General features: G+C 50.6%; 25 protein-coding genes and 1 other RNA gene. 9 read left to right on the top strand and 17 right to left on the bottom strand.

What is annotated here, in order from left to right; translation table 11 throughout:
* Positions 1-52: 52 nt before the first annotated feature.
* Entirely contained in the window at positions 53-523 is a 471-nt protein-coding gene (locus tag HMPREF2560_RS01550; RefSeq protein ID WP_070607238.1) for a CYTH domain-containing protein, read from the bottom strand.
* 38 nt (positions 524-561) lie between these two features.
* A complete protein-coding gene (locus tag HMPREF2560_RS01545; RefSeq protein WP_070607235.1) occupies positions 562-981 on the bottom strand; it encodes a CopD family protein in 420 nt (139 codons plus the stop codon).
* Positions 982-1,215: 234 nt separating this feature from the next.
* Between HMPREF2560_RS01545 and HMPREF2560_RS01540 the strand changes: the two genes are divergently transcribed.
* Positions 1,216-1,479: a hypothetical protein gene (locus HMPREF2560_RS01540; RefSeq protein ID WP_070607232.1), complete on the top strand. Its 264-nt coding sequence runs from the start codon at positions 1,216-1,218 to the stop codon at positions 1,477-1,479.
* 354 nt (positions 1,480-1,833) lie between these two features.
* Here the strand turns inward: HMPREF2560_RS01540 and HMPREF2560_RS01535 are convergent, their stop codons facing one another.
* The 4 genes from HMPREF2560_RS01535 to HMPREF2560_RS01520 all read right to left on the bottom strand — a co-directional run bounded on the left by HMPREF2560_RS01535 (position 1,834) and on the right by HMPREF2560_RS01520 (position 6,336).
* A complete protein-coding gene (locus tag HMPREF2560_RS01535) occupies positions 1,834-3,870 on the bottom strand; it encodes a M3 family metallopeptidase (protein WP_070607229.1) in 2,037 nt (678 codons plus the stop codon).
* Positions 3,871-3,991: 121 nt separating this feature from the next.
* Positions 3,992-4,858 carry a hypothetical protein gene (locus tag HMPREF2560_RS01530; protein WP_070607226.1) on the bottom strand — a complete coding sequence of 289 codons (867 nt, stop codon included), beginning with the start codon at positions 4,856-4,858 and terminating at the stop codon, positions 3,992-3,994.
* A 71-nt stretch (positions 4,859-4,929) separates the two neighbouring features.
* Positions 4,930-5,793 (bottom strand): mechanosensitive ion channel family protein, encoded by an 864-nt coding sequence (locus HMPREF2560_RS01525; protein ID WP_070607222.1) that lies wholly within the window; start codon positions 5,791-5,793, stop codon positions 4,930-4,932.
* A 21-nt stretch (positions 5,794-5,814) separates the two neighbouring features.
* Entirely contained in the window at positions 5,815-6,336 is a 522-nt protein-coding gene (locus HMPREF2560_RS01520; protein ID WP_283116220.1) for a restriction endonuclease, read from the bottom strand.
* Positions 6,337-6,599: 263 nt separating this feature from the next.
* Between HMPREF2560_RS01520 and HMPREF2560_RS01515 the strand changes: the two genes are divergently transcribed.
* Positions 6,600-6,935 carry a hypothetical protein gene (locus tag HMPREF2560_RS01515; protein ID WP_063076601.1) on the top strand — a complete coding sequence of 112 codons (336 nt, stop codon included), beginning with the start codon at positions 6,600-6,602 and terminating at the stop codon, positions 6,933-6,935.
* 240 nt (positions 6,936-7,175) lie between these two features.
* Here HMPREF2560_RS01515 and dnaE read toward each other — a convergent pair whose 3' ends face one another.
* Positions 7,176-10,610 (bottom strand): DNA polymerase III subunit alpha, encoded by a 3,435-nt coding sequence (gene dnaE / locus HMPREF2560_RS01510; RefSeq protein WP_070607219.1) that lies wholly within the window; start codon positions 10,608-10,610, stop codon positions 7,176-7,178.
* A gap of 165 nt (positions 10,611-10,775) precedes the next feature.
* Between dnaE and HMPREF2560_RS01505 the strand changes: the two genes are divergently transcribed.
* Both HMPREF2560_RS01505 and HMPREF2560_RS01500 read left to right on the top strand, forming a co-directional pair.
* A complete protein-coding gene (locus tag HMPREF2560_RS01505) occupies positions 10,776-11,009 on the top strand; it encodes an RNA-binding S4 domain-containing protein (protein WP_002221492.1) in 234 nt (77 codons plus the stop codon).
* Positions 10,987-11,205, top strand: coding sequence for a hypothetical protein (locus HMPREF2560_RS01500; protein ID WP_070607215.1), 219 nt, complete (start codon positions 10,987-10,989; stop codon positions 11,203-11,205). Before HMPREF2560_RS01505 ends, HMPREF2560_RS01500 begins: the two co-directional genes overlap by 23 nt.
* A gap of 214 nt (positions 11,206-11,419) precedes the next feature.
* Here HMPREF2560_RS01500 and yihA read toward each other — a convergent pair whose 3' ends face one another.
* Positions 11,420-12,061: a ribosome biogenesis GTP-binding protein YihA/YsxC gene (gene yihA, locus HMPREF2560_RS01495; protein ID WP_070607212.1), complete on the bottom strand. Its 642-nt coding sequence runs from the start codon at positions 12,059-12,061 to the stop codon at positions 11,420-11,422.
* 215 nt (positions 12,062-12,276) lie between these two features.
* On the opposite strand from yihA, the gene HMPREF2560_RS01490 reads away from it, so the two are divergent.
* The 5 genes from HMPREF2560_RS01490 (at position 12,277) to rarD (ending at position 18,547) form a co-directional block, all read left to right on the top strand.
* Positions 12,277-12,900, top strand: a complete 624-nt coding sequence (locus tag HMPREF2560_RS01490) for a c-type cytochrome (RefSeq protein ID WP_049322625.1) — start codon at positions 12,277-12,279, stop codon at positions 12,898-12,900.
* Positions 12,901-13,165: 265 nt separating this feature from the next.
* On the top strand, positions 13,166-15,118 hold the full coding sequence (locus HMPREF2560_RS01485) for a cytochrome c biogenesis protein ResB (protein WP_070607209.1): 1,953 nt from the start codon (positions 13,166-13,168) through the stop codon (positions 15,116-15,118).
* Complete coding sequence (gene ccsB, locus HMPREF2560_RS01480) at positions 15,111-16,298, top strand: c-type cytochrome biogenesis protein CcsB (protein WP_070873654.1); 1,188 nt, start codon at positions 15,111-15,113, stop codon at positions 16,296-16,298. The genes HMPREF2560_RS01485 and ccsB overlap by 8 nt, the downstream gene beginning before the upstream one ends.
* 99 nt (positions 16,299-16,397) lie before the next feature.
* A complete protein-coding gene (gene tsaD, locus HMPREF2560_RS01475) occupies positions 16,398-17,468 on the top strand; it encodes a tRNA (adenosine(37)-N6)-threonylcarbamoyltransferase complex transferase subunit TsaD (protein WP_004520888.1) in 1,071 nt (356 codons plus the stop codon).
* Positions 17,469-17,644: 176 nt separating this feature from the next.
* On the top strand, positions 17,645-18,547 hold the full coding sequence (gene rarD, locus HMPREF2560_RS01470) for an EamA family transporter RarD (protein ID WP_039862520.1): 903 nt from the start codon (positions 17,645-17,647) through the stop codon (positions 18,545-18,547).
* Between the two features lie 93 nt (positions 18,548-18,640).
* On the opposite strand, the gene murU is transcribed toward rarD, so the two are convergent.
* From murU to HMPREF2560_RS01425, 9 genes are all read right to left on the bottom strand, one after another.
* Positions 18,641-19,336, bottom strand: a complete 696-nt coding sequence (gene murU, locus HMPREF2560_RS01465) for an N-acetylmuramate alpha-1-phosphate uridylyltransferase MurU (protein WP_004520885.1) — start codon at positions 19,334-19,336, stop codon at positions 18,641-18,643.
* Between the two features lie 87 nt (positions 19,337-19,423).
* Positions 19,424-19,924: a 4-hydroxyphenylacetate 3-monooxygenase, reductase component gene (gene hpaC, locus HMPREF2560_RS01460; protein ID WP_049336944.1), complete on the bottom strand. Its 501-nt coding sequence runs from the start codon at positions 19,922-19,924 to the stop codon at positions 19,424-19,426.
* 10 nt (positions 19,925-19,934) lie between these two features.
* Positions 19,935-20,372 (bottom strand): homoprotocatechuate degradation operon regulator HpaR, encoded by a 438-nt coding sequence (hpaR, locus tag HMPREF2560_RS01455; RefSeq protein ID WP_004520883.1) that lies wholly within the window; start codon positions 20,370-20,372, stop codon positions 19,935-19,937.
* 339 nt (positions 20,373-20,711) lie between these two features.
* Complete coding sequence (locus HMPREF2560_RS01450; RefSeq protein WP_039862516.1) at positions 20,712-21,221, bottom strand: protein disulfide oxidoreductase; 510 nt, start codon at positions 21,219-21,221, stop codon at positions 20,712-20,714.
* Positions 21,222-21,306: 85 nt separating this feature from the next.
* A complete protein-coding gene (rpsI, locus tag HMPREF2560_RS01445; RefSeq protein WP_003681515.1) occupies positions 21,307-21,699 on the bottom strand; it encodes a 30S ribosomal protein S9 in 393 nt (130 codons plus the stop codon).
* Between the two features lie 12 nt (positions 21,700-21,711).
* Positions 21,712-22,143: a 50S ribosomal protein L13 gene (rplM, locus tag HMPREF2560_RS01440; RefSeq protein WP_003684605.1), complete on the bottom strand. Its 432-nt coding sequence runs from the start codon at positions 22,141-22,143 to the stop codon at positions 21,712-21,714.
* 178 nt (positions 22,144-22,321) lie between these two features.
* A non-coding RNA gene (ssrS, locus tag HMPREF2560_RS01435) (6S RNA) lies at positions 22,322-22,502 on the bottom strand.
* A gap of 8 nt (positions 22,503-22,510) precedes the next feature.
* Positions 22,511-22,813, bottom strand: a complete 303-nt coding sequence (gene zapA, locus HMPREF2560_RS01430; RefSeq protein ID WP_070584685.1) for a cell division protein ZapA — start codon at positions 22,811-22,813, stop codon at positions 22,511-22,513.
* An 11-nt stretch (positions 22,814-22,824) separates the two neighbouring features.
* The gene (locus HMPREF2560_RS01425; RefSeq protein WP_036494022.1) at positions 22,825-23,148 is read right to left on the bottom strand and encodes a hypothetical protein; all 324 of its coding nucleotides are present in this window, start codon (positions 23,146-23,148) and stop codon (positions 22,825-22,827) included.
* Between the last annotated feature and the right edge of the window lie 26 nt (positions 23,149-23,174).

Below are 23,174 nucleotides of genomic sequence, written 5' to 3'. Positions count from 1 at the left end.
AAGAAAAAAGGCATGTGTGATACATGCCTTTTTTGTATGTGGGTCGTACCCGTTATTCCGTCCAAGACGAATACGGATGTTTGCTCAAATACGCATTGGTGAATTTTCCGTCTGACGTGATTTCCTTGCCCAGCCAAGACGGTTTGGGAAACTCGGTATCTTCAGACGGCAATTCGATTTCCGCCACAATCAAGGGCGCATTGTCGCCGAAATATTCGTCGATTTCATACACAAAGCCTTCAAATTCGACACGATAGCGGTATTTTTCCATTTTAAACGGACACATATCCGCCATCATCGCCTGCGCGTGAGCCAGAGGAATTTCGTATTCAAACTCGCTGCGCGTCATGTCGGAAATATAGCCTTTCAGGGTCAGCCATGCTTGCGAACCGATAATCCGCACACGGATGGTGCGCTCTTTTTCCACGCTCAAATAGCCCTGTTGCAACACCAGCGGTTCGTCTGCCGCTTTGCGCCAACTGTCATCCGCCAGCAAAAAGCGGCGTTCGATTTCGACCGTCATGAATTCTTTCCTTATTTACCAAACAGGCCGTCTGAAGATTAAAACGGCTTGAAAACCACCATATAAAGCGCGGCCACCATCATCAAAACGGGGAGTTCGTTGAATACCCGATACCAGCGGTGCGAATACACATTGCTGCCGTTTTGAAAACGGCGCAGCAGCAGGCCGCAATAAAGCTGATAAGCCAAGAGCAGCAGGCCGCACAATAATTTAACCGCCAGCCAGCCGTTGCCCCACCAATTGTTAACAAACCCGATGGCCGCGCCGAATATCAGCGTTCCCCAGCCCAAAGGCGACATAAAGCGGTACAGTCGCCGCGACATATCCGTCAGCCGTATATATTCCATGCTGCCGGGCTCTAATTGCGCCAGATTCACATAAATCCGCGGCAGATAAAACAGTCCGGCAAACCAAGAAATTACAAAAAATACATGCAGCAGCTTAAACCACAAATACATTTCAGACGGCCTCAAAACCTAAAACCATTATTTTATCCGCAATACTGCTTAAGCCAAAACAAAATAGTCAAAACAATCCGATTTAGTGCGCCGCAACAATGTGTTGCAGGTACGATTTTACCCAAAAACCAAATTGTAAATTCTGCAACAATATGCAAGTTGAGATATGCACGATGCAAAAAACTTGTTAAAATCCTATGCTATTTAATTATAAAAACATTATGGACGGAAAACATGAAACAATTTGAAATTAGCAACAGCGTCAGAAAAGCGCTTTGCGACTACCTGAATACGCGCAATCTAAACCTCAAAGCCGCCATGGACAACGAAACAACCAATGGCGAGGTTGCCGCCATCGTTCACGCAGGATTGCCGGCGATGATTCGGAAAATCTATTCTTTGGAAAAAATGAAAACCTTTTTCTGGACTAAAAAAGATTTGATGATGGAGTTTATCAATATGCGCTTGGATACCGGCGATAAAAAGGGCAAAAACTAATTTTAGCGATGGGCAGGGGGAGATAGGGGTTTGAAATGCGGACTTCTGTTTTCCTCGAAGTCTTGTTAGGGATAGGGCTTACTTATTGTTCCTAATAAATTTTGACAACCGAAAGGCCGTCTGAAATTCAAATGATAGGGCATGGGAACATGCCCTGTTTTTATGGGTGGCTTGTCTGCATTGGGAAAATATTGAGCTTGGCAACCGTTGCAGCGTTCCGCGCCGAGTAGTTTTATCGGCTGAATGGTTTTATTTGTTTTGCTGAAAATATTGGATTGATTATAAAAAGGCCGTCTGAAACATTTCAGATGGCCTTTAGCGTTGAATCAGCAATTAAAACGGCGGATTTTCAAATCAAGCTGCGTTGTCGAAACCGCTGTGGCGAAGCAGGGCATCCAAGCTTGGTTCTCGGCCGCGGAAGGCTTTGAAGGATTCTGCTGCGCTGCGCGAACCGCCGACGGCCAGTATTTCTTTCCAGAAGCGGCGGCCTGTTTCGGCAACATCGTCGCTTTCTTCAAAAGCGGCGTAAGCGTCTGCACTCAAAACTTCCGCCCATGCGTAGCTGTAATAGCCTGCGGAGTAGCCGCCGGCGAAGATGTGGCTGAAGCTCAAGGCAAAGCGGTTGTATGCCGGCGGTTGGGTTACGGCGACTTCTTGGCGCACTTTGTCCAAGATTTGCGGCCATTCTTTCAGACGGCCTTCATCTTCCTGATGGTAGATTTCCATGTCGAAGAGGGCAAATTCCATTTGACGGACGAGGAACATACCGCGTTGGAAGTTTTTAGCCGCGTGCATTTTGTCGAACAGCTCTTTCGGCAATACCGCGCCGGTTTCTTCGTGCGAGGACATTTGCGCCAATACGTCGTATTCCCAAACGAAGTTTTCCATGAATTGGCTGGGCAGCTCGACCGCGTCCCATTCGACGCCGTTGATGCCGGATACGCCCACTTCGTCAACTTGGGTCAACAAGTGGTGCAGGCCGTGGCCGGTTTCGTGGAAGAGGGTGATGATTTCGTCGTGGCTCAAACGCGCTTCTTTATCGCCGACCGGCGGGGTGAAGTTGCAGACGAGGTAGGCGGTCGGCAGTTGCAGCGTACCGTCGGCGAAACGGCGGCGGCTTTTGTAGCCGTCCATCCATGCGCCGCCGCGTTTGCCTTCGCGTGCGTACAAGTCCATGTAAACGCCGCCGATGGTTTGGCCGTCTTGTTTCAGCTCGAAATAGCGCACGTCTTTGTGCCAAACGGGGACGGTTTTTTCAGCCAGCTCGATGCCGTAGAGTTTTTTGATTTGGGTAAACAGGCCTGCCAATACTTTGCTGATAGGGAAGTATTTTTTCACTTCGGTTTCGCTGAAGGCGTATTTGGCTTGGCGCAGTTTTTCGGCGGCATAGCTCAAATCCCATGATTGCGGGTCTTCGATATTCAGGTTTTCGCGCGCAAAGGCCTTGATCTCGGCAAAGTCTTTTTCGGCAAAAGGTTTGGCGCGGCGGGCAAGGTCGTGCAGGAAGTTCAGAACCTGCTCGGGCGTATCCGCCATTTTGGTTGCCAGCGACAGCTCGGCGTAGTTTTTGAAGCCGAGCAGTTTGGCGGTTTTCAGCGCGTTTGCAAGCGTTTGTTCGACGTTGGCCGTGTTGTCGAATTTGCCTTCGTCAGCCAATTCGCTGGCACGGGTAACGTAGGCGCGGTAGATTTGTTCGCGCAGTTCGCGGTTGTCGGCGTATTGGATAACGGCGAGGTAGTGCGGAATCTGCAGGCCGATTTTGTAGCCTGTTTTGCCTTCGCTTTGCGCGGCAGCGGCAAACATGGCGATGGAGTCTTCGGGGATGCCGGCAAGCGGCGCGGCATCGTCAAAGTAAATGCCGAAAGCGTCGGTCGCGTCTTGGACGTTTTGTGCGAATTTGGCACCCAGTTGCGCGCCTTCGGTTTGCAGTTGCGCCAGTTCTGCCTGCTGTTCAGGCGGCAATTCGGCACCGCTGAGGACGAAGTCGCGCAAGTCGTGGTTGAGCTTGGTTTGCTGCGCCGGGGAGAGTGTGTTGAATTCGGCAGAATTTTTGATGATTTTGAAGCGGTTGTACAACTCGATGTCTTGACCGATTTCGGTGAAGAAAATGGTGATTTCAGGCATCAATTCGTTGTATACGGCACGCAGCTCGGGCGTATCGACGACGGAGTTGAGATGGGAAACCACGCTCCAAATGCGGCCGACTCGTTCGGTAATGTCAGTCAGTTTTTCGACGGTGTTTGCCCAGTCGGTGTGCGTTTGTGCTTTGATGGTGGCGATTTGTTCGCGTGCTTCGGCGATGGCGGTTTGCAGGGCGGGTTTGATGTCTTCGGTTTTGATTTGGTCGAAACGGGGTTCTTCGCCCAAGTGGAGCAGGACGTTGTCGCTCATATGGTTTCTCCTGAATAAGATGGATTCAGACGGCCTTTTGGCCGTCTGAAAAGAAAACGATAGGCGTTATATGGTGGCAGACAGGCAGAATTAAAGTGTCTCGCCTGCCTGTCGGCCAATCTTATTCTGCGCCGCGCGGATTGGCGTGCAATGGCGCAGCCAGCTCGAGGCGCATGGTGGTGCCTTCTGGGGCATAAACCGCATTGGCAACATTGGTTTGCAGGGATTCGGCAAACGAGCCGCGATACACTTTTGCGCCTTGGTGGGTCAGATTGGATTGCACGTCGACGTACACTTCGCCGCCGATTTGACGCCAGAGGTGGCAGAATGTGTAGTCTTCGGATAGGTAGCGTTTGCTTTCAGGGTCGACCATGCAGTCGAAGAAGCGGTAGTGCAGGCCTTTGTTTTCCGGGCTGTAGTCGCTGTCGGAGACGTAGTTCAACTCGGGATAGGCCTCTATCATTTTTTCAAATACGCTGCGTTTGATAACCATGAAGCCGGTTGGCGCGTCATGGACTTTCATAAAACCGTCTTCATCTACTTTCAGGACGATTTCACCGTTTTCATTTTTGTCGTTGGTATTGACGGTGTAAGAAGTGTACATGCGCTCAAAATCGGCTTGGGTCATGCCAGCCGGAAGGCCTGCTTTCGGCCAGTTTTCTCGTTTGAGCGGATAAACGCCGGCTACAACGTCTTTGTCGGCCAAGAGCAGGCGGTAGAATGAATCGGGAGAGAAGCCGATGTCGGAGTCAATCCAAAATAAATGCGTCCATTCTTTGTTTTCCAAAAATCTGGCCACGCAGTTGTTGCGCGCGCGCGTAATCAGGCTTTCGCCGCGCTGCATCATCACTTGAAGCGGCAGGCCGTGTGCGGCGTTGGTGTGGACGATGTTCAGAAGTGAGAGGGTGTAGTTGTGGAAATATTTGCCGTCATGGCTGGGGGTCATGATTACAGGGTACATTTCGGCAAGGGCTGATTCTGGCAACATGAGTTTTCCTTATTGTTGATTGTGAACTTCATTATTGTAAGGGATTTAATTGTATCAATAAACAAACCGTACTATTTTGTTTGGTTGATCAGTCGGTATTGCGTGCGCAAAAATTCGTCTAAGACGGCCTGTTGTATTTCCAGCCGTTTGGAAACGGGGGAGGCGAAGCGTACGATGATGTGGTACACCTTGTCATCATGCGGCACGCGGGACACGCGCGGCTGGGCGGCGGGGGTAATAAAGAGTTTTTGCGCTTGAACGTTTTCCAAATATTGTTGGATAACGGGAACATAGGCCGCGCACAACGGCTCAAGAACGGCTTTCAGACGGCCTATGATTTCGTCCGAATCCAAATGAATCGGCACGGGGATTTCCACCGTATGAATCACATAATTGCCCAAAATATTGTCGCGGCGCACGGTGTGGCTTAGAAGTAGGCTGTTGGGAAACGAGAGTGTTTTTCCGGAAAGCTGGCCAATCAACGGATTGGGGCCGATTTGCATCATCAGCGTGTTCAGCATATTGATATCGACCACCCGTCCGCGCAGGCCGTTGATTTCGATGTGGTCGCCGATGGAATATTGTTTGGTTACCGAGCGCAGGATGCTGCCGGACAAACACATAATCAATTCTTTGGTCGCCACCACAATCGCTGCGGCTACCGCAAACATCGACAACGCCAAAGTTTGAATCTGCGCCGCCCAAATCATCGCCAGCCCGAACAAGAGCAGCAGCATGGTAATGTTGCGGCTGACTACCAGCGAACGGCGTTTGTTTTCAATGCTTAAATCCGGATGGCTGCGAAAATGCGCCGAGAGTAAGATGCTGCGCCCGGCAATGACGGCCACAATCATCACCACCGACATCAAAGCCGATTTGATGATTTCTTCACTGACAGGCAAAGCGTTCAGCCAATCCTGTATGGTGTTCCACATAATGCTGTTTCCTTTCCCTTTTTAGGCCGTCTGAAAACCCACGCGTTCAAAAATTTCTGCCGCACACGCTTCCGATACCGCAAACAAAGTTGCCACGCTGCCCAAAGCCCGTTGTGCTGCCACGCTCAAATCGTCGCGGCATACTTCGCCCAACCACTCAACCGGCCGCACCAGCGACATTTTTTCATCGTCCCATTGCGGACAATGCACCGCGCCGCCTGTAATCCTGCCGACCCGATAACGGCGCAAGGCAGGCGAGTAGGTCAGTACGGCATCTCCATCAGCCAATTCGTTGACAAACCGCCACACCTGAGCCGCGCCCGATTGCGCCGTTCTCAACTTCACATCCGGCACGGCCGAACGGTAAATATCGGTCAGCTCCTCACGGCCAAAACCTTTTGCCGCCGCTTCAGCCAGCATGGGCCAAGCCAACGCCGCCACGCCGCGTTCAAAAAATACATCATAAAGCGCACCTTGCGTGCTGCGAACCATATAAAGTCTGGCTTGTTTTCCCATTGCAGTACCTGTTTGTTTGAAGAACATATCACTTTGTTTCCATGTTACCCGTTACAGCTGAAAAATTCGATATTTTGAATGGTCGGAAGGGTTTGAAGTTCTCGCTGAAAATAAATGAATTATAAATGAAAGGCCGTCTGAAAAATAAAATAGGCTTATATATCAACAGATGATATATCGTAACAATATATTAATAACTGTAAAATTTTTTACGTTTGTATCAAAAAAAAGATAAAATGAAAGAATCAATCGCGAAAGATTGCTATTCACTGAACATTAGGAGAGAAAAAATGACCTGCAAAACCCACGAACATCATGACCACGTTCACGGCGCAAACTGCGGCCACACTGCCATCAAACACGAAGACCACGTCGATTATCTGCACGACGGCCACCTGCACCATGAGCACAACGGCCACTACGACGAGCATGCCCTGAGCGTCAATGAAACCAACCCTGACGGCTGCCACCCGGTTGACACCTGCCACGGCCACGTTCACGGCGAAGGTTGCGGCCACGAAGCCGTACCGCACGGTGATCACGTCGACTACATCGTCAACGGCCGTCTGCATCACCAACACGGCGACCACTGCGACGACCACGGCCCGGTTGAAATCGTTAAATAAAACTGTTTTTCAGACGGCCTTTGATATGGGGCTTCTATAGAAAAAGGGGGTGTATTTTCACCCCCTTTTTTTGTGGGCTATCTTTTCCTATTAGCCAAAGTCTCTTGCAATAAACTTTTCAGATAATCTCTCTATACAATAAGGTCGTCTGAAAGCCTCAATCCGTATTTGATTTATGTTTTTAAAGCGCTTTTTAAATTAAAGGCCGTCTGAACGTGTAGTTTCAGACGGCCTTTAGTCTTACCAATTCACACGAACTGCCCTGCTGCCGAGCAATGTTTCCAGTTCGTCAAACAAGGCGGTGCTTGGCGTTACAATCCATTTGGGCGCAATTTTCAATTTACCCGATGCTTTGCCGTTGCTGTACGATAGTTGCAGCGGGATGTGCGATGTGTCGGGCAGGCGGTGTGTAGTGAGGATGGCGGCGAGGCGCGTGATGTCATGGCCGGGGGTGAGGGCGAGGCTGAGACTGCGGGCGTAGCGTTCGCGCGCCATTTGCAGGGTCATGACTTGGTTGGCCATAATGCGCAGTCCGTCGCCGCCGCCGTAGTCGTCGCGGCTGACTTTGGATTCGATAATCAGCACTTGGTCGGATTTGAGGTAGTCTGCGCAGTTTTCCAGCGTGTGGCCGCTGACCATGATTTCAATCTGCCCGCTCAAATCTTCAAGGCTGACGAAGGCGATTTTGCCGCGTTTGCCCATCATGGTGCGCACGGCGGTAACGAACCCGGCGAGGCGCACGCTGTCTTGCGGTTTCAGACGGCCTAATTTGGTCGGGGCGATTTGGCGGACTTCTTGGGCATATGGGCCGAACGGGTGGCCGGAGAGGTAGAAGCCGATGACGGTTTTTTCTTCGGCGAGTTTTTCCGATTCGCTCCACATGGGGGCATCGACGAGCTGCACCGGTTCGATGGCGTCTTCCATCATGTCGAAAAGCCCGCCCTGATTGGCGTTGGCGGCTTTTTGGTCGGCGTTGTTCATGGCGAGGTCGATGTTTGCCAAGAGCATGGCGCGGTTGGGTTCGATGCTGTCGAACGCGCCGCCGCGTATCAGGGCTTCGAGGGTGCGGCGGTTCATGTGTTCTTTGCCGACGCGCTCACAGAAGTCCAACAGGCCGGTAAATTTGCCGCCGCTTTGCCGCGCGGCGATGATGGATTCGACGGCGGCTTCGCCCGTGCCTTTAATTGCGCCGAGTGCGTAGCGGATTTTCATGTTCGGATACGGCGTGAAGCGGTAGTCGGATTCGTTGATGTCGGGCGGCAGGAACTCGATGCCGTTGGCGCGGCAGTCGTCGTAGAAATGTTTGAGCTGGTCGGTGTTGTCCAATTCAGACGACATGGTCGCCGCCATAAATTCGGCGGGGTAATGGGCTTTGAGCCATGCGGTCTGGTAGGAAATCAGGGCGTATGCGGCGGCGTGGGATTTATTGAAACCGTAGCCGGCGAATTTTTCCATGTAGTTGAAGATTTCGTCGGATTTTTCGCGCGAAATGCCTTGTTTAGCCGCGCCTTCGGCGAAGATTTCGCGGTGTTTCACCATTTCTTCGGGCTTTTTCTTACCCATGGCGCGGCGCAACAAGTCTGCGCCGCCGAGCGAGTAGCCGCCGATAATTTGAGCCGCCTGCATCACTTGTTCTTGATACACCATAATGCCGTAGGTTGGTGCGAGGATGCCTTCCAACAGCGGGTGGATATATTGGAATTCCTGACCCTTCATACGCGCGACGAAGTCGGGAATGTTGTCCATCGGGCCGGGACGGTAGAGCGATACGAAGGCGATGAGTTCTTCAAACTTGGTCGTATGTGCCGTTTTCAGCATTTTTTTCATGCCGGTCGACTCGAACTGGAATACGGCGGTGGTGTTCGCATCGCGGAAGATTTGGTAGGCGGCTTGGTCGTCAAGCGGAATCTTGCCGACATCGACGATATCGCCGGTGGTGTTTTTGATGTTGTTCTGCGCCATTTCGATAATGGTCAAGTTGCGGAGACCCAAAAAGTCGAACTTCACCAAACCCACGTCTTCCACATCGCCCTTGTCGTACATGGATACGGGCGAGGCGGATTCGTCCGCCTGATACACGGGGCTGTAATCGGAAATCTTGCCCGGCGCAATCAACACGCCGCCTGCGTGCATACCCAAACCGCGCGTCAGGTCTTCCAGCTTTTTCGCCAGCGTAATGAGTTCGTCCGCTTCTTCTGCTTCAATCAATTCCTGAATCTGCGGCTCGGCCTCCATGGCTTTTTCCAAACTCAGGGGTTTGTTGGCTTCCAACGGAATCAGCTTGGACAGTTTGTCGCACAGCATAAACGGCAGTTCCAGCACGCGTCCGACGTCGCGAATCACCGCTTTGGACGACATCGTGCCGAAGGTAACAATCTGGCTGACCGCATCCGCGCCGTATTTCTCGCGCACATATTCAATTACGCGGCCGCGGTTTGCCTGACAGAAGTCCACGTCAAAGTCGGGCATAGAAACGCGTTCAGGGTTTAAGAAACGTTCGAACAGCAGCGCGTATTTGAGCGGGTCGAGGTCGGTAATTTTCAGTGAATACGCCACCAGCGAGCCTGCGCCCGAACCACGGCCCGGCCCAACCGGACAGCCATGCGTTTTTGCCCAGTTGATAAAGTCTTGTACGATAAGGAAATAGCCGGGGAATTTCATCTGGATAATGATGTTCAACTCAAAATCCAAACGTTCCTGATATTCCGGCATTTTTGCCGCACGCTCCGCCTCGTCGGGATAAAGCTGAACCATGCGTTCCTGCAAGCCTTCGTTGGACAGTTTCACCAAATAATCATCCAGAGACAGGCCGTCCGGAGTAGGGAAGAGCGGCAGGAAGTTTTTGCCCAATGTGATGTGCAGATTGCAGCGTTTGGCAATTTCCACCGTGTTTTCCAAGGCTTCAGGCAAATCGGCGAAACGTTCGGCCATGGTTTCCGGCGGAATGAAAAACTGGCTCGGCGTGAAATCGCGCGGACGTTTTTTGTCCGTCAATACCCAGCCGCCTGCGATACACACCCGCGCCTCGTGTGCGTTGAAATCGTCGCGGCTCATAAACTGCGTCGGGTGTGTCGCCACCACCGGCAAACCCAGTTCCTCCGCCAGCTTCACGCTGCCCGAAACGCAAGCCTCCCATTCGGGGCGTTCGGGCAGGCGTTGCAGCTCTAAATAAAACGCATCGGGAAACCACGCCGCATATTTCAACGCCGCCGCACGCGCCGCGTCTTCATTGCCGTTTAAGAGATTCACGCCCACTTCGCCGTAATGCGCGCCGCTCAAACAAATCAAGCCGCTGTTGTCGCCGTTTTCCAGCCATTCGGGATTGAGTTCCGCATGATGGATATTACGGTCTTTGCCGACATAAGCCTCTGTCAAAAGCTCGCTCAAGCGCAGATAGCCCGCATCGTTGCGGATAATCAGCATGGCGCGAAATGGCTTGTCGGGCGCATTCGGATTGCCTATCCACACGTCCGCCGCCCCGATGGGCTTAATCCCTGCTCCGCGACAGGCTTTATAGAATTTCACCAAACCGAATTCGTTCATCAAATCGCTGATGCCCAAAGCAGGCAAACCGTATTCCTGCGCTTTGGCAATCAGTTTTTTAATCCGCACCATACCGTCGGTAATCGAGAATTCGGTATGCAGGCGCAGGGGGATGTAGGTCGGCTCGGTCATGGCAAAATCGGCGTGAACAATAAAAGGCGTATTGTAGCAGGGTTGGCAGCTAAAGGCCGTCTGAAAACCAAATGTAATGAGGTTGGATAAAGCAAATAAAACAGAAGGGGGCTTTCTTTCAGACGGCCATGTTAAAATATCGCCATTATTGAAAAGGATTAAATGATGGAAGCAACCGTCTATCTTGAAGACAACGAATACATCGCGTTGTGCGACTTATTGAAATTGGCCGGTCTTGCCGAAAGCGGCGGACAGGCAAAAGCGTTTATCGCCGAAGGGCTGGTGTTGCGTAATGGCGAAACTGAAACCCGTAAAACCGCCAAAATACGCGGCGGCGAAGTGATTGAGTTTGACGGTGCGCGCTTGGAAATCGCCGATGGATACGACCCTGAAGAATAAAGCCGAAGCCATCTTGGGCGAGCCATTGTTAGACGAACCCGTCCGCCCCGAGTCGTGGGAATGTTGCGGCAGCGAATGCGGCGATGCCTGTATCCAGACAATGTATTGGGTGGAAAAAGCACGCTATGACGCGCAACAGCGGAAATTGAAAGAAGCAGGGTGGGTAGATGGCGAAGATGAGGCAAAGGCCGTCTGAAAAAGGTTTAGTTGAATAAGACCATGCTTTTTAAGATTTTTCACTGATGCGTCGTTGTTTTTAGTTTGCGATAAGAAAATAAAAAAACGCAATAAAAAAGGGTATGCGTATACATACCCTTTGAAAGTCAGATAGAAAACGGCATTATAGAAAAACAAATGACGGAATAAGATTTGCGGTTGGTCAATTCATCTTATTCCGCCTTGTTTTACAATCACTCAGGCGATGCTTCGCCTGCAAGATTTTCGATTTCTTCGCGATGCGCGTCAAACCATGAACCGACCACTTGATTGACTTCGTCCATGCCTTGTTTTTTCAGGCTGGAGAACAGTTGAACGCTGATTTTTTGACGCTCGGTGTAGGGTTTGAGTGATTTTTTTACCGCCGCCAAAGTTTTAATCTGGTCGTTTTTAGACAGCTTGTCTGCTTTTGACAGCAGGATATGCACAGGGCGACCAGTGATGTGGAAAAAGTCCAGCATTTGAATGTCTAAAGCCTTAAGCGGATGGCGCGAGTCCATAATCAAAATCAGGCCGATCAGTTGGCGGCGTTGTTGCAGGTAGTCGCCCAAGAGTTTGACCCAGTGCGCACGAATGGCCTCCGGTACTTGCGCGTAGCCGTAGCCGGGCAAGTCGACCATGAAATTGCCGTTTTCCAGCTCAAAGAAATTGATGTGTTGGGTGCGGCCCGGTGTTTTGGAAACGTAGGCAAGGCGCACATGATTGGTTAAAGTATTGATGGCGCTGGATTTACCGGCATTGCTTCGGCCGACAAAGGCAATCTCGGCCGGCGTGTCGGGCAGGTCTTTCAGATGGTTGACCGTTGTAAAGAATTTGGCGTTTTGAAAAAGGTTCATCAGGATTTCCTTACATGGAAACAAAACTGCAACATCATAATTTGTATCGGGCATTTATGTTGCAGCAGTTTGGTAATTTGAGTAGTAATTTAATGTAAACTTGGTATAGAATAGCACGTTTATAGAATTATCGGTTTTAATCGGGAAAATTCCCCGGTATTTGAGTATAAAAAAGGCATTGACGCGGTACGCAATGCTGTAATCAGGAGCACTCCATGAAACGATTGACTTTATTGGCCTTGGTATTGGCTGCCGGTGCGGTTTCCGCTGCCCCTAAAGCAGATGCTGAAAAAGGCAAACAGGTAGCGACTACTATCTGTGCGGCGTGTCACGCAGCCGATGGTAACAGCGGTATCGCAACTTATCCTAAACTGGCAGGTCAGTTTGCGGCCTACACCTACGGTCAAACCATGGCCATCAAAGACGGTACCCGTACCCACGGTGCTGCCGGCGTGATGAAACCGATGGTGATGAACTTGTCCGAACAAGACATCCGTGACGCTGCCGCCTACTATGCCAAACAACAAGGCAAACCGGGCGAAGCCAACCCTAAAGAAAACCCAGAGCTGGGCGCGAAAATCTATCGTGGCGGCCTGAGCGCTAAAAAACTGCCGGCATGTATGTCTTGCCACGGTCCTAGCGGCGCAGGTATCCCTGGCGGCGGTACTGAAATCCAAGCCTATCCTCGTCTGGGCGGCCAACACAAAGCTTACGTTGTCGAGCAAATGAAAGCTTACCAATCCGGCCAACGCAAAAACGCCATCATGGCCGATATTGCCAACCGCCTGAGTGAAGAAGAGTTGAACGCGGTAGCCAACTTCATCCAGGGTTTGCACTAATTTCGTTTTGAAACGAGCTTATTGATACAGGCCGTCTGAAAACCCTTCAGACGGCCTTAGCCAATATAGGCTGATAAGCCTGATTGGTTTTTTCAAATAGCGACAGCAAGATTTTTACTACAATATGCAGTATTCTTCCTTTCGCATCATAACGTCCATCGCAGCCCGATTGATTGGGTTGTTCAAAGCCGACAGTTGAAACATGAGTAAATCTTCATCATCCGTCCCACTCATCCGCAGACCGTGGTTTGCCTTTTTCAGCTCCATGCGTTTTGCCGTCGCCCTGCTCAGCCTGTTGGGCGTGGCTTCGATTATCGGTACGGTCTTGCAGCAAAACCAGCCACAAGTCGATTATTTGGTGAAATTCGGCCCGTTTTGGTCGCAGATTTTCGGCTTTTTGGGCCTGTACGACGTGTACGCCTCGGCGTGGTTCGTTGTCATCATGATGTTTTTGGTGATTTCCACCGGATTGTGCCTGATTCGCAATGTTCCGCCGTTTTTGCGCGAGATTCGTTCGTTCCGTGAAAACGCGAAGGAAAAATCACTGGCGGCAATGCGCCATTCCATCGTTTTAGACGGACAGGTGACGCCCGAAGTTGCGCAACGTTATTTGGAAGTGCAGGGCTATGGCTGCAAAACCGTTACGCGTGAAGACGGTTCGGTTTTGGTGGCGGCGAAAAAAGGCGCGATGAACAAATGGGGCTATATCTTTGCTCATGCCGCGCTGATTGTAATTTGTTTGGGCGGTTTGATAGACAGCAATATCCTGCTGAAAATCGGTATGCTTACCGGCCGGGTCGTGCCGGACAACACTGCGGTTTACGCCAAAGACTTTAAGCCCGAAAGCGTGTTGGGTACGTCCAATTTGTCGTTTAGGGGCAATGTCAATATTTCGGAAGGGCAGAGCGCGGACGTGGTATTTCTGAATGCGGATAACGGCATGCTCGTGCAAGACTTACCGTTTTCCGTCAAATTGAAGAAATTCCATATTGATTTTTACGATACCGGTATGCCGCGTGATTTCGCCAGCGACTTGGAAGTTACGGACAAGGCAACCGGCAAAGTCAGCGAACACACCATCCGCGTCAACCATCCTTTGACGCTGCACGGTATTACGGTTTATCAGGCAAGTTTCGCCGACGGAGGCTCAGACTTGACGTTTAAAGCTTGGAATCTGGCTGATGCCGACCGCACTCCGGTCAAACTCAAAGCAACTTCCATGCGCGAGTTTCCGCTGGATTTGGGCAAGGCTTCTTATAAATTGGAATTCGACCAGTTTACTTCGATGAACGTCGAAGACATGAGCGAGCCGTCTGAAAAAGAGCAAAACCTGAAATCCGCCATCAACGATGTTCGCTCCGTCCGTCAAGAAGGCAAAAAATACACCAATATCGGCCCGTCTATCGTTTACCGCATCCGCGACAAAGCAGGGCAGGCGGTCGAATATAAAAACTATATGTTGCCGCTGAAACAAGATGAAGACTATTTCTTCATTACCGGAACGCGCAGCGGCTTGGCGCAGCAATACCGCTGGTTGCGCATTCCGATGGATAAAAACGGTAAAATCGATACCTTTATGGCTTTGCGCCAATATTTGAAAGACGATGCGGCACGCCGTAAAACCGTTGCCAATGCCGTTAAAGGCGCGCCTGCCGAAATCCGTGAGCAATTCATGGCGGCGGCGGAAAACACCTTGTCGATTTTTGCCAAAGGCGGCTATTTGGCTTTGGACGAATTTGTTACCACCAACATTCCGAAAGAGCAGCAGGAAAAAATGCAGGGCTATTTCTACGAAATGCTCTATGGCGTGATGAATGCCGCTTTGGAAGATACGATCAGCACATACAATCTGCCGGCTTGGCCGCAAGATGAAAAACGCAACCGCTTCCTGCTGCATGCAATGGACGCGTACACCGGTTTGACCGAGTACCCTGCGCCGATGTTGCTGCAATTGGACGGCTATTCCGAAGTGCGCTCTTCCGGATTGCAGATGACCCGTTCGCCGGGCGCATTCTTGGTGTATTTGGGTTCGGTATTGCTGGTGTTGGGCACGGTGTTTATGTTCTATATCCGTGAAAAACGCGCTTGGCTGCTGTTTTCAGACGGCCGTATCCGTTTTGCCATGTCTTCCAGCCGCAACGAACGCGACTTGCAGAAAGAATTTCCGCAACACACACGGCAATTGCAGCAGCTTGCCAAGGATTTGAACCATGAATAACAAACATCAGGCCTTGCCCGAGCATGAGCTTCTGACACACAAATCATTTATCCGAAACCTCAACCTTTTTGACTGGGCATTTGCGCTGCTGATTGCAGTCGGCGCGTTTATTGCCCAAACCCAAGCCGGTCTGCACATGGACATCTACGAAATGGTGATTTTGTGGGCGAGTGCCGGTATTGCCATTTTTCTGGGTTGGTTTTTCAAACCGATGCGCTGGTTTATCCCTTTGGGTGTGTGCTTGGCGTATTTGGCCGTTGATTTGTATGGCGGTGACATCAAACATGCAGACGGTTTCCTGCTCAAATATCTGTTAAGCAGCCAGTCGGCGATTATGTGGCAATGCGCGTTTGTGTTCTTTGCCTTGTTTGCCTATATCGTCGGCGCGATAGCGGCGGTGCGCAAAAATGTGTCGTCCAATACGCTTTTGGGCATGGGTACCGTGTTTGCGTGGGTTTCCGCGATGGCGGGCTTTGTCGGTTTGCTGGTACGCTGGCATGAAAGCTATCTGCTGCGTCCCGATGCCGGCCATATTCCGGTTTCCAACCTTTACGAAGTATTTATCTTGTTCTTGGTCATTACGGCACTGATGTACCTCTATTACGAAGGCCGTTTTGCCGTACAAAAACTGGGTGGCTTTGTCTTCAGCTTTATGGCAATTGTGGTCGGATTTGTCTTATGGTACAGCGTTTCACGCGAGGCTCATGCCATTCAGCCGCTGATTCCGGCTTTGCAGTCTTGGTGGATGAAAATCCACGTTCCGGCCAACTTTATCGGCTACGGCGCATTCTGTATCGCTGCCATGCTGGGTATTGCCGAACTGCTGGCGCTCAGAAAAGAAGATGCGGGCAAAAAATCATGGCTGCCGCACTCGCAAGTCATTGAAGAAGTTATGTACAAAGCGATTGCTGTCGGTTTCTTATTCTTCACGATTGCCACCATTCTCGGCGCATTGTGGGCAGCCTCTGCGTGGGGTCGCTATTGGAGCTGGGACCCGAAAGAAACTTGGGCATTCATCGTTTGGCTGAATTACGCTGTTTGGTTGCATTTGCGGCTGGTGGCAGGCTGGCGCGGCAGGGTGTTGGCTTGGTGGGCAGTCATCGGCCTGGTCATTACCGCCTTTGCCTTTATCGGCGTGAATATGTTCTTGAGCGGCCTGCATTCTTACGGCACTTTGTAAACCGCTTATTCCGCACTTTATTTCAGACGGCCTTTTTCCGTTTTCGGAGAAAACGCCGTCTGAATCGTTTTTAATCATTTTTTCAGACGGCCTCAAACCATGTTGGTATTAGGAATTGAATCATCTTGCGACGAAACCGGCGTTGCGCTCTACGATACCGAGCGCGGCCTGTTGGCGCATCATTTGCACACACAAATGGCGATGCACGCCGAATACGGCGGCGTTGTCCCCGAATTGGCCAGTCGCGACCATATCCGCCGTGTCGTGCCGTTGACGCAAGGTTGCTTGAAGGAAGCAGGCGTAGGCTATGCCGACATCGACGCGGTTGCCTTTACGCAAGGTCCGGGCTTGGGCGGCGCATTGCTGGCCGGTTCAGGCTTCGCCAACGCCTTGGCATTTGCCATCGGTAAGCCCGTTATCCCTGTCCACCATCTTGAAGGCCATTTGCTCTCGCCTTTGTTGGCAGACGACAAGCCTGAATTTCCATTTGTCGCTTTGCTGGTGTCGGGCGGGCATACACAATTTATGGCTGTACGCGGTATCGGCGATTACACCTTGCTGGGTGAAAGCGTGGATGATGCGGCAGGCGAGGCGTTCGACAAAACGGCCAAGCTTTTAGGTTTGCCTTATCCCGGCGGTGCCAAATTATCCGAGCTGGCCAAACTCGGCACGCCTGATGCCTTCACATTCCCACGTCCTATGCTCCATTCGCACGATTTGCAGATGAGCTTTTCCGGTTTGAAAACAGCCGTTTTGACCGCTGTCGAAAAAGTCCGCGCCGAAACCGGCAACGATGAAATTCCCGAGCAGACACGTAACGACATTTGCCGCGCTTTCCAAGATGCGGTGGTTGACGTGTTGGCGGCCAAAGCCAAAAAAGCGTTGTTGGATACCGGCTTCAGAACTTTGGTGGTTGCCGGCGGTGTGGGTGCAAACTGGAAGCTGCGTGATGAATTTTCGCGCTTAACCGTCAAAATGCCATCTGAAAAAGGCAAACCAAAGCCGCAGGAAGAAAAAATCAATGTTTATTTCCCGCCGATGGCATATTGTACCGACAACGGAGCAATGATTGCCTTTGCCGGCGCGATGCGTCTTGCCGAGCGTCAGGCTGTCGGCGCATTCAATGTCAAGCCGCGCTGGCCGCTGTCGGATATTGTGAAGCAGGGTTGATGCATTAGACTGCTTTGATGCAATGAAAGGCCGTCTGAAAACCTGAAAACATGGTTTTCAGACGGCCTTTAATGAAACGGATGTTTACGGTAAAACTTCATTCAAAAAGATGAGTAATTTTTTCATCCGTTTTTTCTACAATATTAACTTTGATTGATTGCAAAAGGCCGTCTGAAATGACGAATTTATCCAAAGGTTTGCTGGCTGCGATAGCGTCCAATTTGTTGTTTTCCATGCTGTTTCTGTACGGTATGTGGATGAGGCCGATGACGGGGACGGAGGTGTTTGCCTGGCGCATGGTCGCCATGCTGTCGGCTTTGTGCGTGCTGATGACGATGGTCAGCGGTTGGCTGGCGGCAATGCGTTTTGCTTATGGAGTCGGCCGGGATTGGAAACGGTGGCTGCTGATTGTATTGCCGACGCCGATATTTGCCAGCCAGTTGTGGCTGTTTGTCTGGGGGCCGGTCAATGGGGAAGGAGTAAACATTGCCATGGGTTATTTCCTGTTTCCTTTGGTGATGATGCTGGGTGGACGGATTTGGTTTAAAGAGCGTTTGAACCGGTTGCAGAGGGTGGCGGTAATCTTGGCGTGTGCAGGCGTGGCATGTGAATTGGTGCGGTCGGGCGCGTTTTCGTGGACGACTGTATGGGTGTTCGGTACTTATCCGTTTTATTATCTGCTGCGCCGCAAGCTGGGCGTGCCTTCCTTAATCGGGCTGACCTTTGATTTATTGATGATTACGCCGTTTGCGTTGGCGTATATTTTGCTGGCAACGGATACGCCGGCGATGATTGCGGCCAAACCGGTTTTAATCTTTTTTATTGTGTTGCTGGGTTTTAATAGTGCAATATCCATGCAGTTGAATTTGAAGGCGAATCAGTTGCTGCCGGTGGCAGTGTTCGGCATGTTGAGCTATTTGGAGCCTGTATTGCTTTTTATTGTGTCGATTGTATGGCTGGGCGAGCCGGTGCAAAAAGGCGCATTGATCGGCTATGGCCTGATTTGGTCGGGATTGTGCGTGATGATTGTTAATGGCTTGTTAGGAATGAATAAAGAAAAGAAATTGGCTAAAGCTTGATGATAGATTGAGGCCGTCTGAAAAATGGGTTGACCAATATTTTCAGACGGCCTTTGATATTGAAAGGGATGTATCGGATACGTTCCTTTTGTTTTACCAGCATTGGGCGATACGGTCAGCTTCTTGCAGGCGTTCGACTGTACCGACGTCCAGCCAAAGGCCGTTATGGTGTTCGCCGCTGATTTGGCTTTGGCTCATAGCTTGACGCAACAGAGGGGCAAGCTTGGCAGCCTGGTGCGCCGGGGTATCTTTGAAAAGCGCGGGATGATAAACGCCCACGCCGCTGAAAGTCAGGGCCTGGCCGTCTGAGGATGATGCGGATACCAGGCCGTCTGAAAGCAGGCCGAAGTCGCCTTCGGGATGATGGGGTGGATTGTCCACCAGCCACAAATGGGCGAGAAGGTTGTGTTCCTGCATGCGCTGGGCAGCCAGTCGTGCAGCTTGGAAATCAATGTCGGTCAACACGTCGCCATTGACGACCAAAAACGGCTCGTTGCCCAAAAGCGGCAGGGCGGTGGCAATGCCTCCGGCAGTTTCCAGGCCTCCGGCGCGCTCGGGAGAATAGGCAATGTGTACGCCGTAGGCTGAACCGTCTTTCAAGGTGTCTTCGATTTGCTGGCCAAGCCAGGCATGGTTGATGACGATTTCAGTAAAGCCGGCCTTCCGCAGGCGGCGTAAGTGCCAGCCGATAAGCGGCGTGCCTGCTACTTCGAGTAAGGGTTTGGGCGTGTGGTCGGTCAGGGGGCGCATGCGTTCGCCGCGACCGGCGGCCAGTATCATTGCTTTCATGGGTGTGCCTATAATGTGTGAAACAGAAAAGGTCTCAGGCCGTCTGAAAAAATGAAACCGATGTTTCAGACGGCATGAGACCTTTATTTATGCCAAAGATTTGAATTGCCTACGGAAATACAGCAATGCCGGCGCTTGCGTATCGGTATTGCGGATTTCATTGATCTGAACGAAAAAGACGTAATGCGTGCCGATTTCGCGTTGATCGACAATGCTGCCGTGCAGGTGCGCCAGCGCGCCTTCGACTTCTAGCTGTCCGGTTTGTCCTCTATGCCAAATATGGTATTCAAAGCGTTCTTCGGGCGAGAGGTCGGTCAATCCGGCAAAGTGTTCAGCAACATCCTGTTGGCCGTCGTTGAGTGTGTTGATACACAAATCACGGTTGCCTTGCAGGATGGGAATGATGGCGGATTGGCGGTTGATGCACAGCATGACCGTCGGCGGCTCGTCGGTAACGGCAGTTACGGCAGTCATAGTAATGCCATAGCGCCCTGCTTCACCGTCTGTCGTGATAACGTGTACACCGGCGGCACAGGAGGCCATGGCATCTCGGAAAGATCTCTTGAGTGTGTGTGTTGAATCTGTCATCCGGCTCGCTTTATTTTAATGCCTGTTCGATTTTTGCCAGCTCTGCCAAGAGTTCTTTGAGTTGTGCCATTTTTTCTTTGGTGAGGACTTTTTCAATTGCGTCATAGCGCTCGTCAACCAATGCGCCGGTGGATTCATAGAGTTTCTCGCCTTCGGGCGTCAGTTTCAGATAAACGCGGCGTTGGTCGTTGGAAGGCTTCAAGCGCACGGCCAAACCTGCTTTTTCCAAGCGGGTCAGAATGCCGGTCAGGCTGGGACGGAGGATGCAGGCCTGATTGGCCAAATCTTGAAAGTCGAGTGTGCCGTTTTCCGCTAAGAGCCGGATGATACGCCATTGCTGGTCAGTAATATTGGCTTGGTTCAGAATAGGGCGGAATTGGGTCATCAATGCTTCCCGTGCCTGAATCAGACCGATATTGATAGATGCATGTTTAGATTGGTTGGGCATTACTAAGTCTCCGGTGTTATCAAAAATCAAACCGTTGAAGCGTGAGGTAGATTGATAAAGGCGAATATTGCTGTTTTAAGGCTGCCGTCGGCAGCCGGGTCATGGGAACAAAAGCATCACTGCCACAATATTAGATGAAGATCTCTAACAGTTTGTTTTGATAATAATGTTTCCAATTGTTCTTATGGTTATATCTTAGTCTATTTTCTTTATAATCTCAACAAAATCATATGTTATCGGGAAAGAGATAGTTTATTTATTTATGAAGTGGAATAGGATAAAAATATTCGGCGAAGATGATTCTTTGGATTTTCTATTTTTGGTGGATTTTCAATGAATTTAGCCGAAGATGTCTGCTAAGTAAATTCTGATTTTTAAGCCGATGTAGCTAGAAAGCCCGGATGTGTGATGAATCATTTTGCCATCTTTTAATATGATAATGGTCGGTGTGACGGCTATATTCCATTTTTGAGCCATCAGGCCGTCTGAATCATTGAAATTTGGAAAGGATAGGTTGTTTTCTTGCATATGGTGGGCAATGTCCGTGTCGCTTCCGGAGCGCAAGGCTACGCCCAATGTTGGGATATTGTCTTGGTGCAGTTTTTCTATGGTTGATGATGTGTATGAACAAATACGACACCAGCTACCCCAAAAATAAACGACGGCAACCCGATTTTGGCTGAAGGATTGAAGGGAAGTGGTTTGCCCATCGGTTAAAGTAATGGTTTGTGCCGCTGATTGTAAGGGCTGGTTAGGCTTGCGTACCCAGTCGACAATCAAGGAGAGCAAAATGAAAATAATCACGGCCTGAAGCAATGATTTGGCGTAGTGGAGCAGGGTTTTCATCATATATTGCGGAGGATATTGGATTATTGTTTTATAAATGAAAAAAGCCTTGCAGAGCAAGGCTTTTTGATTCGATTCTGAAAACGTATTAACGTTTGGAGAATTGTTTTGCGCGACGTGCTTTGCGCAAACCAGGTTTTTTACGTTCAACTTCACGAGCATCGCGAGTAACGAAGCCTGCTTGAGACAGGGCTGGTTTCAGGGCTGCGTCGAAGTCGATCAGGGCGCGGGTAATGCCGTGACGGATGGCGCCGGATTGACCGGTTTCGCCACCACCGGTTACGTTAACTTTGATGTCGAAAGATTCGGCATTTTCAGTCAGAACCAGAGGTTGACGTACAACCATGCGGCTGGTTTCACGTGCGAAGAATTCGTCAACGGGGCGGCCGTTTACGATGATTTGGCCGGTACCTTTAGTCAAGAATACACGAGCCACTGAACTTTTGCGGCGGCCTGTGCCGTAGTAGTATTTACCGTTCATGTCGTGTCCTTATTATTTCAGTTCCAAAACTTTAGGTTGTTGTGCAGCGTGGCCGTGTTCGGCGCCGGCGTACACTTTCAGTTTTTTGATCATGGCGTAGCCCAGAGGACCTTTAGGCAACATGCCTTTTACGGCTTGTTCCAAAGCGCGGCCTGGGAATTGCTCTTGCATTTCGCGGAAAGTACGCTCGTAGATGCCGCCTGGGAAACCAGAGTGACGGAAGTATTTTTTGTCTTCGAATTTAGCACCAGTCACGCGCAGTTTGTCTGCGTTGATGACGATGATGTAGTCGCCAGTATCAACGTGAGGGGTGTATTCGGGTTTATGTTTGCCGCGCAGACGGTGTGCGACTTCGGCTGCGACACGACCCAGAACTTTGTCTTCTGCGTCAATGACGAACCATTCGCGCTTCACCTCATGGGGTTTTGCAGAGAAGGTTTTCATGGTTGGAATCCAGATATATATAGAAAGTTATGGATTTTAAAGAGGAGATTGGTTTTTGTCAATCTTAATTGAGTGTGTTTGATGCATGAATATGCGGTTTTTTCAGACGGCCGGAAATCTTTATAAAAGTCTTTACTTGGAAAGGGAAAAGCCACACCTGTCGGTATGGCTTTTTTAGGGAATCCCCACGAGTGCCGTTTAGGCTGAATCCGCTTGAACCTTGCTGACAAGGCGGTCACCTCGGGTAGTTTCGGGTGCGTCCGATAAACGGACACTCGCGCCCACTACAGCTCCCGGCAACCTAAAGCGAACGTATTGGTTCAAAGGAATATATGCCTTCGCGAACACCGCAGGGAAAAGGGGAAAATCAGTTTTGCTCCAAGCGCGCCAGTGCTTTTTGGCACGCGTTGTTCATGTCGGTTATTTTACGCTCAAATTCACCGATTGCCAAATCATCGTTGAGGGTGGTTTTCAAGAGGTCGTGTACGACGTTGAGGGCTGCCATGACGACGATTTTGTCCGTGCCGACGATGCGGCCGCTTTCTTTAATCGCATCGCTTTTTTTGTTGAGCATTTCAACGGCTTGCAGGAGGGTGGTTTTTTCTTCACTCGGTGTGTTGATGGTGAAGTTGACATTCATGATGTCAAGATTGACTTGTTCGATACTCACGGGGCGTCCTTTTATTGTTGTGTTTCTTGGGGCAATCGGGCAATGAGGCTGCGGATTTGGTCTGCACTTTGGGCCAGCGCGTTGCGGTAGTTTTCTTTTTCGGCAGTCAGGTTGTCAATTTTGCTTTGCAGGTCTTCTTTGAGTTTGCCGACTTGAACCAGCAAGGCTTCGCTGAGTTCGTCAATAGCTGCGTCGTGTTGGCGTTTTTGTTGCTCTTGCTCGAGTTTGAGTCTGTCGATTTCTTCGTTGAGACGGCGGTTTTCTGAAACCAGCGTTTCAAATTTTTGGACAAGTTGGTAAACGTTGATTTCCAGATTGTTCAGTGATTGGTTCATGTGTTTCCCTTCAGACGGCCTGATGG

Origin of the sequence: Neisseria sp. HMSC078H04 (assembly GCF_001838135.1) — a bacterium.
Taxonomy (GTDB): Bacteria; Pseudomonadota; Gammaproteobacteria; order Burkholderiales; family Neisseriaceae; genus Neisseria.
This window is presented reverse-complemented; position numbering and strand designations above follow the sequence as displayed.

What these genes read in the sequence shown, in the direction of transcription:
- ccsB (WP_070873654.1), top strand. Translation starts at nt 15,111, where the DNA reads ATGAATAACAAACATCAGGCCTTGCCCGAGCATGAGCTTCTGACACAC.
- HMPREF2560_RS01525 (WP_070607222.1), bottom strand. Translation starts at nt 5,793, where the DNA reads ATGTGGAACACCATACAGGATTGGCTGAACGCTTTGCCTGTCAGTGAA.
- rpsI (WP_003681515.1), bottom strand. Translation starts at nt 21,699, where the DNA reads ATGAACGGTAAATACTACTACGGCACAGGCCGCCGCAAAAGTTCAGTG.
- dnaE (WP_070607219.1), bottom strand. Translation starts at nt 10,610, where the DNA reads ATGACCGAGCCGACCTACATCCCCCTGCGCCTGCATACCGAATTCTCG.
- HMPREF2560_RS01425 (WP_036494022.1), bottom strand. Translation starts at nt 23,148, where the DNA reads ATGAACCAATCACTGAACAATCTGGAAATCAACGTTTACCAACTTGTC.
- HMPREF2560_RS01545 (WP_070607235.1), bottom strand. Translation starts at nt 981, where the DNA reads ATGTATTTGTGGTTTAAGCTGCTGCATGTATTTTTTGTAATTTCTTGG.
- HMPREF2560_RS01535 (WP_070607229.1), bottom strand. Translation starts at nt 3,870, where the DNA reads ATGAGCGACAACGTCCTGCTCCACTTGGGCGAAGAACCCCGTTTCGAC.
- HMPREF2560_RS01485 (WP_070607209.1), top strand. Translation starts at nt 13,166, where the DNA reads ATGCGTTTTGCCGTCGCCCTGCTCAGCCTGTTGGGCGTGGCTTCGATT.
- HMPREF2560_RS01540 (WP_070607232.1), top strand. Translation starts at nt 1,216, where the DNA reads ATGAAACAATTTGAAATTAGCAACAGCGTCAGAAAAGCGCTTTGCGAC.
- rarD (WP_039862520.1), top strand. Translation starts at nt 17,645, where the DNA reads ATGACGAATTTATCCAAAGGTTTGCTGGCTGCGATAGCGTCCAATTTG.
- hpaR (WP_004520883.1), bottom strand. Translation starts at nt 20,372, where the DNA reads ATGCCCAACCAATCTAAACATGCATCTATCAATATCGGTCTGATTCAG.
- tsaD (WP_004520888.1), top strand. Translation starts at nt 16,398, where the DNA reads ATGTTGGTATTAGGAATTGAATCATCTTGCGACGAAACCGGCGTTGCG.
- hpaC (WP_049336944.1), bottom strand. Translation starts at nt 19,924, where the DNA reads ATGACAGATTCAACACACACACTCAAGAGATCTTTCCGAGATGCCATG.
- murU (WP_004520885.1), bottom strand. Translation starts at nt 19,336, where the DNA reads ATGAAAGCAATGATACTGGCCGCCGGTCGCGGCGAACGCATGCGCCCC.
- HMPREF2560_RS01550 (WP_070607238.1), bottom strand. Translation starts at nt 523, where the DNA reads ATGACGGTCGAAATCGAACGCCGCTTTTTGCTGGCGGATGACAGTTGG.
- HMPREF2560_RS01515 (WP_063076601.1), top strand. Translation starts at nt 6,600, where the DNA reads ATGACCTGCAAAACCCACGAACATCATGACCACGTTCACGGCGCAAAC.
- HMPREF2560_RS01490 (WP_049322625.1), top strand. Translation starts at nt 12,277, where the DNA reads ATGAAACGATTGACTTTATTGGCCTTGGTATTGGCTGCCGGTGCGGTT.
- HMPREF2560_RS01500 (WP_070607215.1), top strand. Translation starts at nt 10,987, where the DNA reads ATGGATACGACCCTGAAGAATAAAGCCGAAGCCATCTTGGGCGAGCCA.
- rplM (WP_003684605.1), bottom strand. Translation starts at nt 22,143, where the DNA reads ATGAAAACCTTCTCTGCAAAACCCCATGAGGTGAAGCGCGAATGGTTC.
- HMPREF2560_RS01530 (WP_070607226.1), bottom strand. Translation starts at nt 4,858, where the DNA reads ATGTTGCCAGAATCAGCCCTTGCCGAAATGTACCCTGTAATCATGACC.
- yihA (WP_070607212.1), bottom strand. Translation starts at nt 12,061, where the DNA reads ATGAACCTTTTTCAAAACGCCAAATTCTTTACAACGGTCAACCATCTG.
- HMPREF2560_RS01520 (WP_283116220.1), bottom strand. Translation starts at nt 6,336, where the DNA reads ATGTTCTTCAAACAAACAGGTACTGCAATGGGAAAACAAGCCAGACTT.
- HMPREF2560_RS01505 (WP_002221492.1), top strand. Translation starts at nt 10,776, where the DNA reads ATGGAAGCAACCGTCTATCTTGAAGACAACGAATACATCGCGTTGTGC.
- HMPREF2560_RS01450 (WP_039862516.1), bottom strand. Translation starts at nt 21,221, where the DNA reads ATGATGAAAACCCTGCTCCACTACGCCAAATCATTGCTTCAGGCCGTG.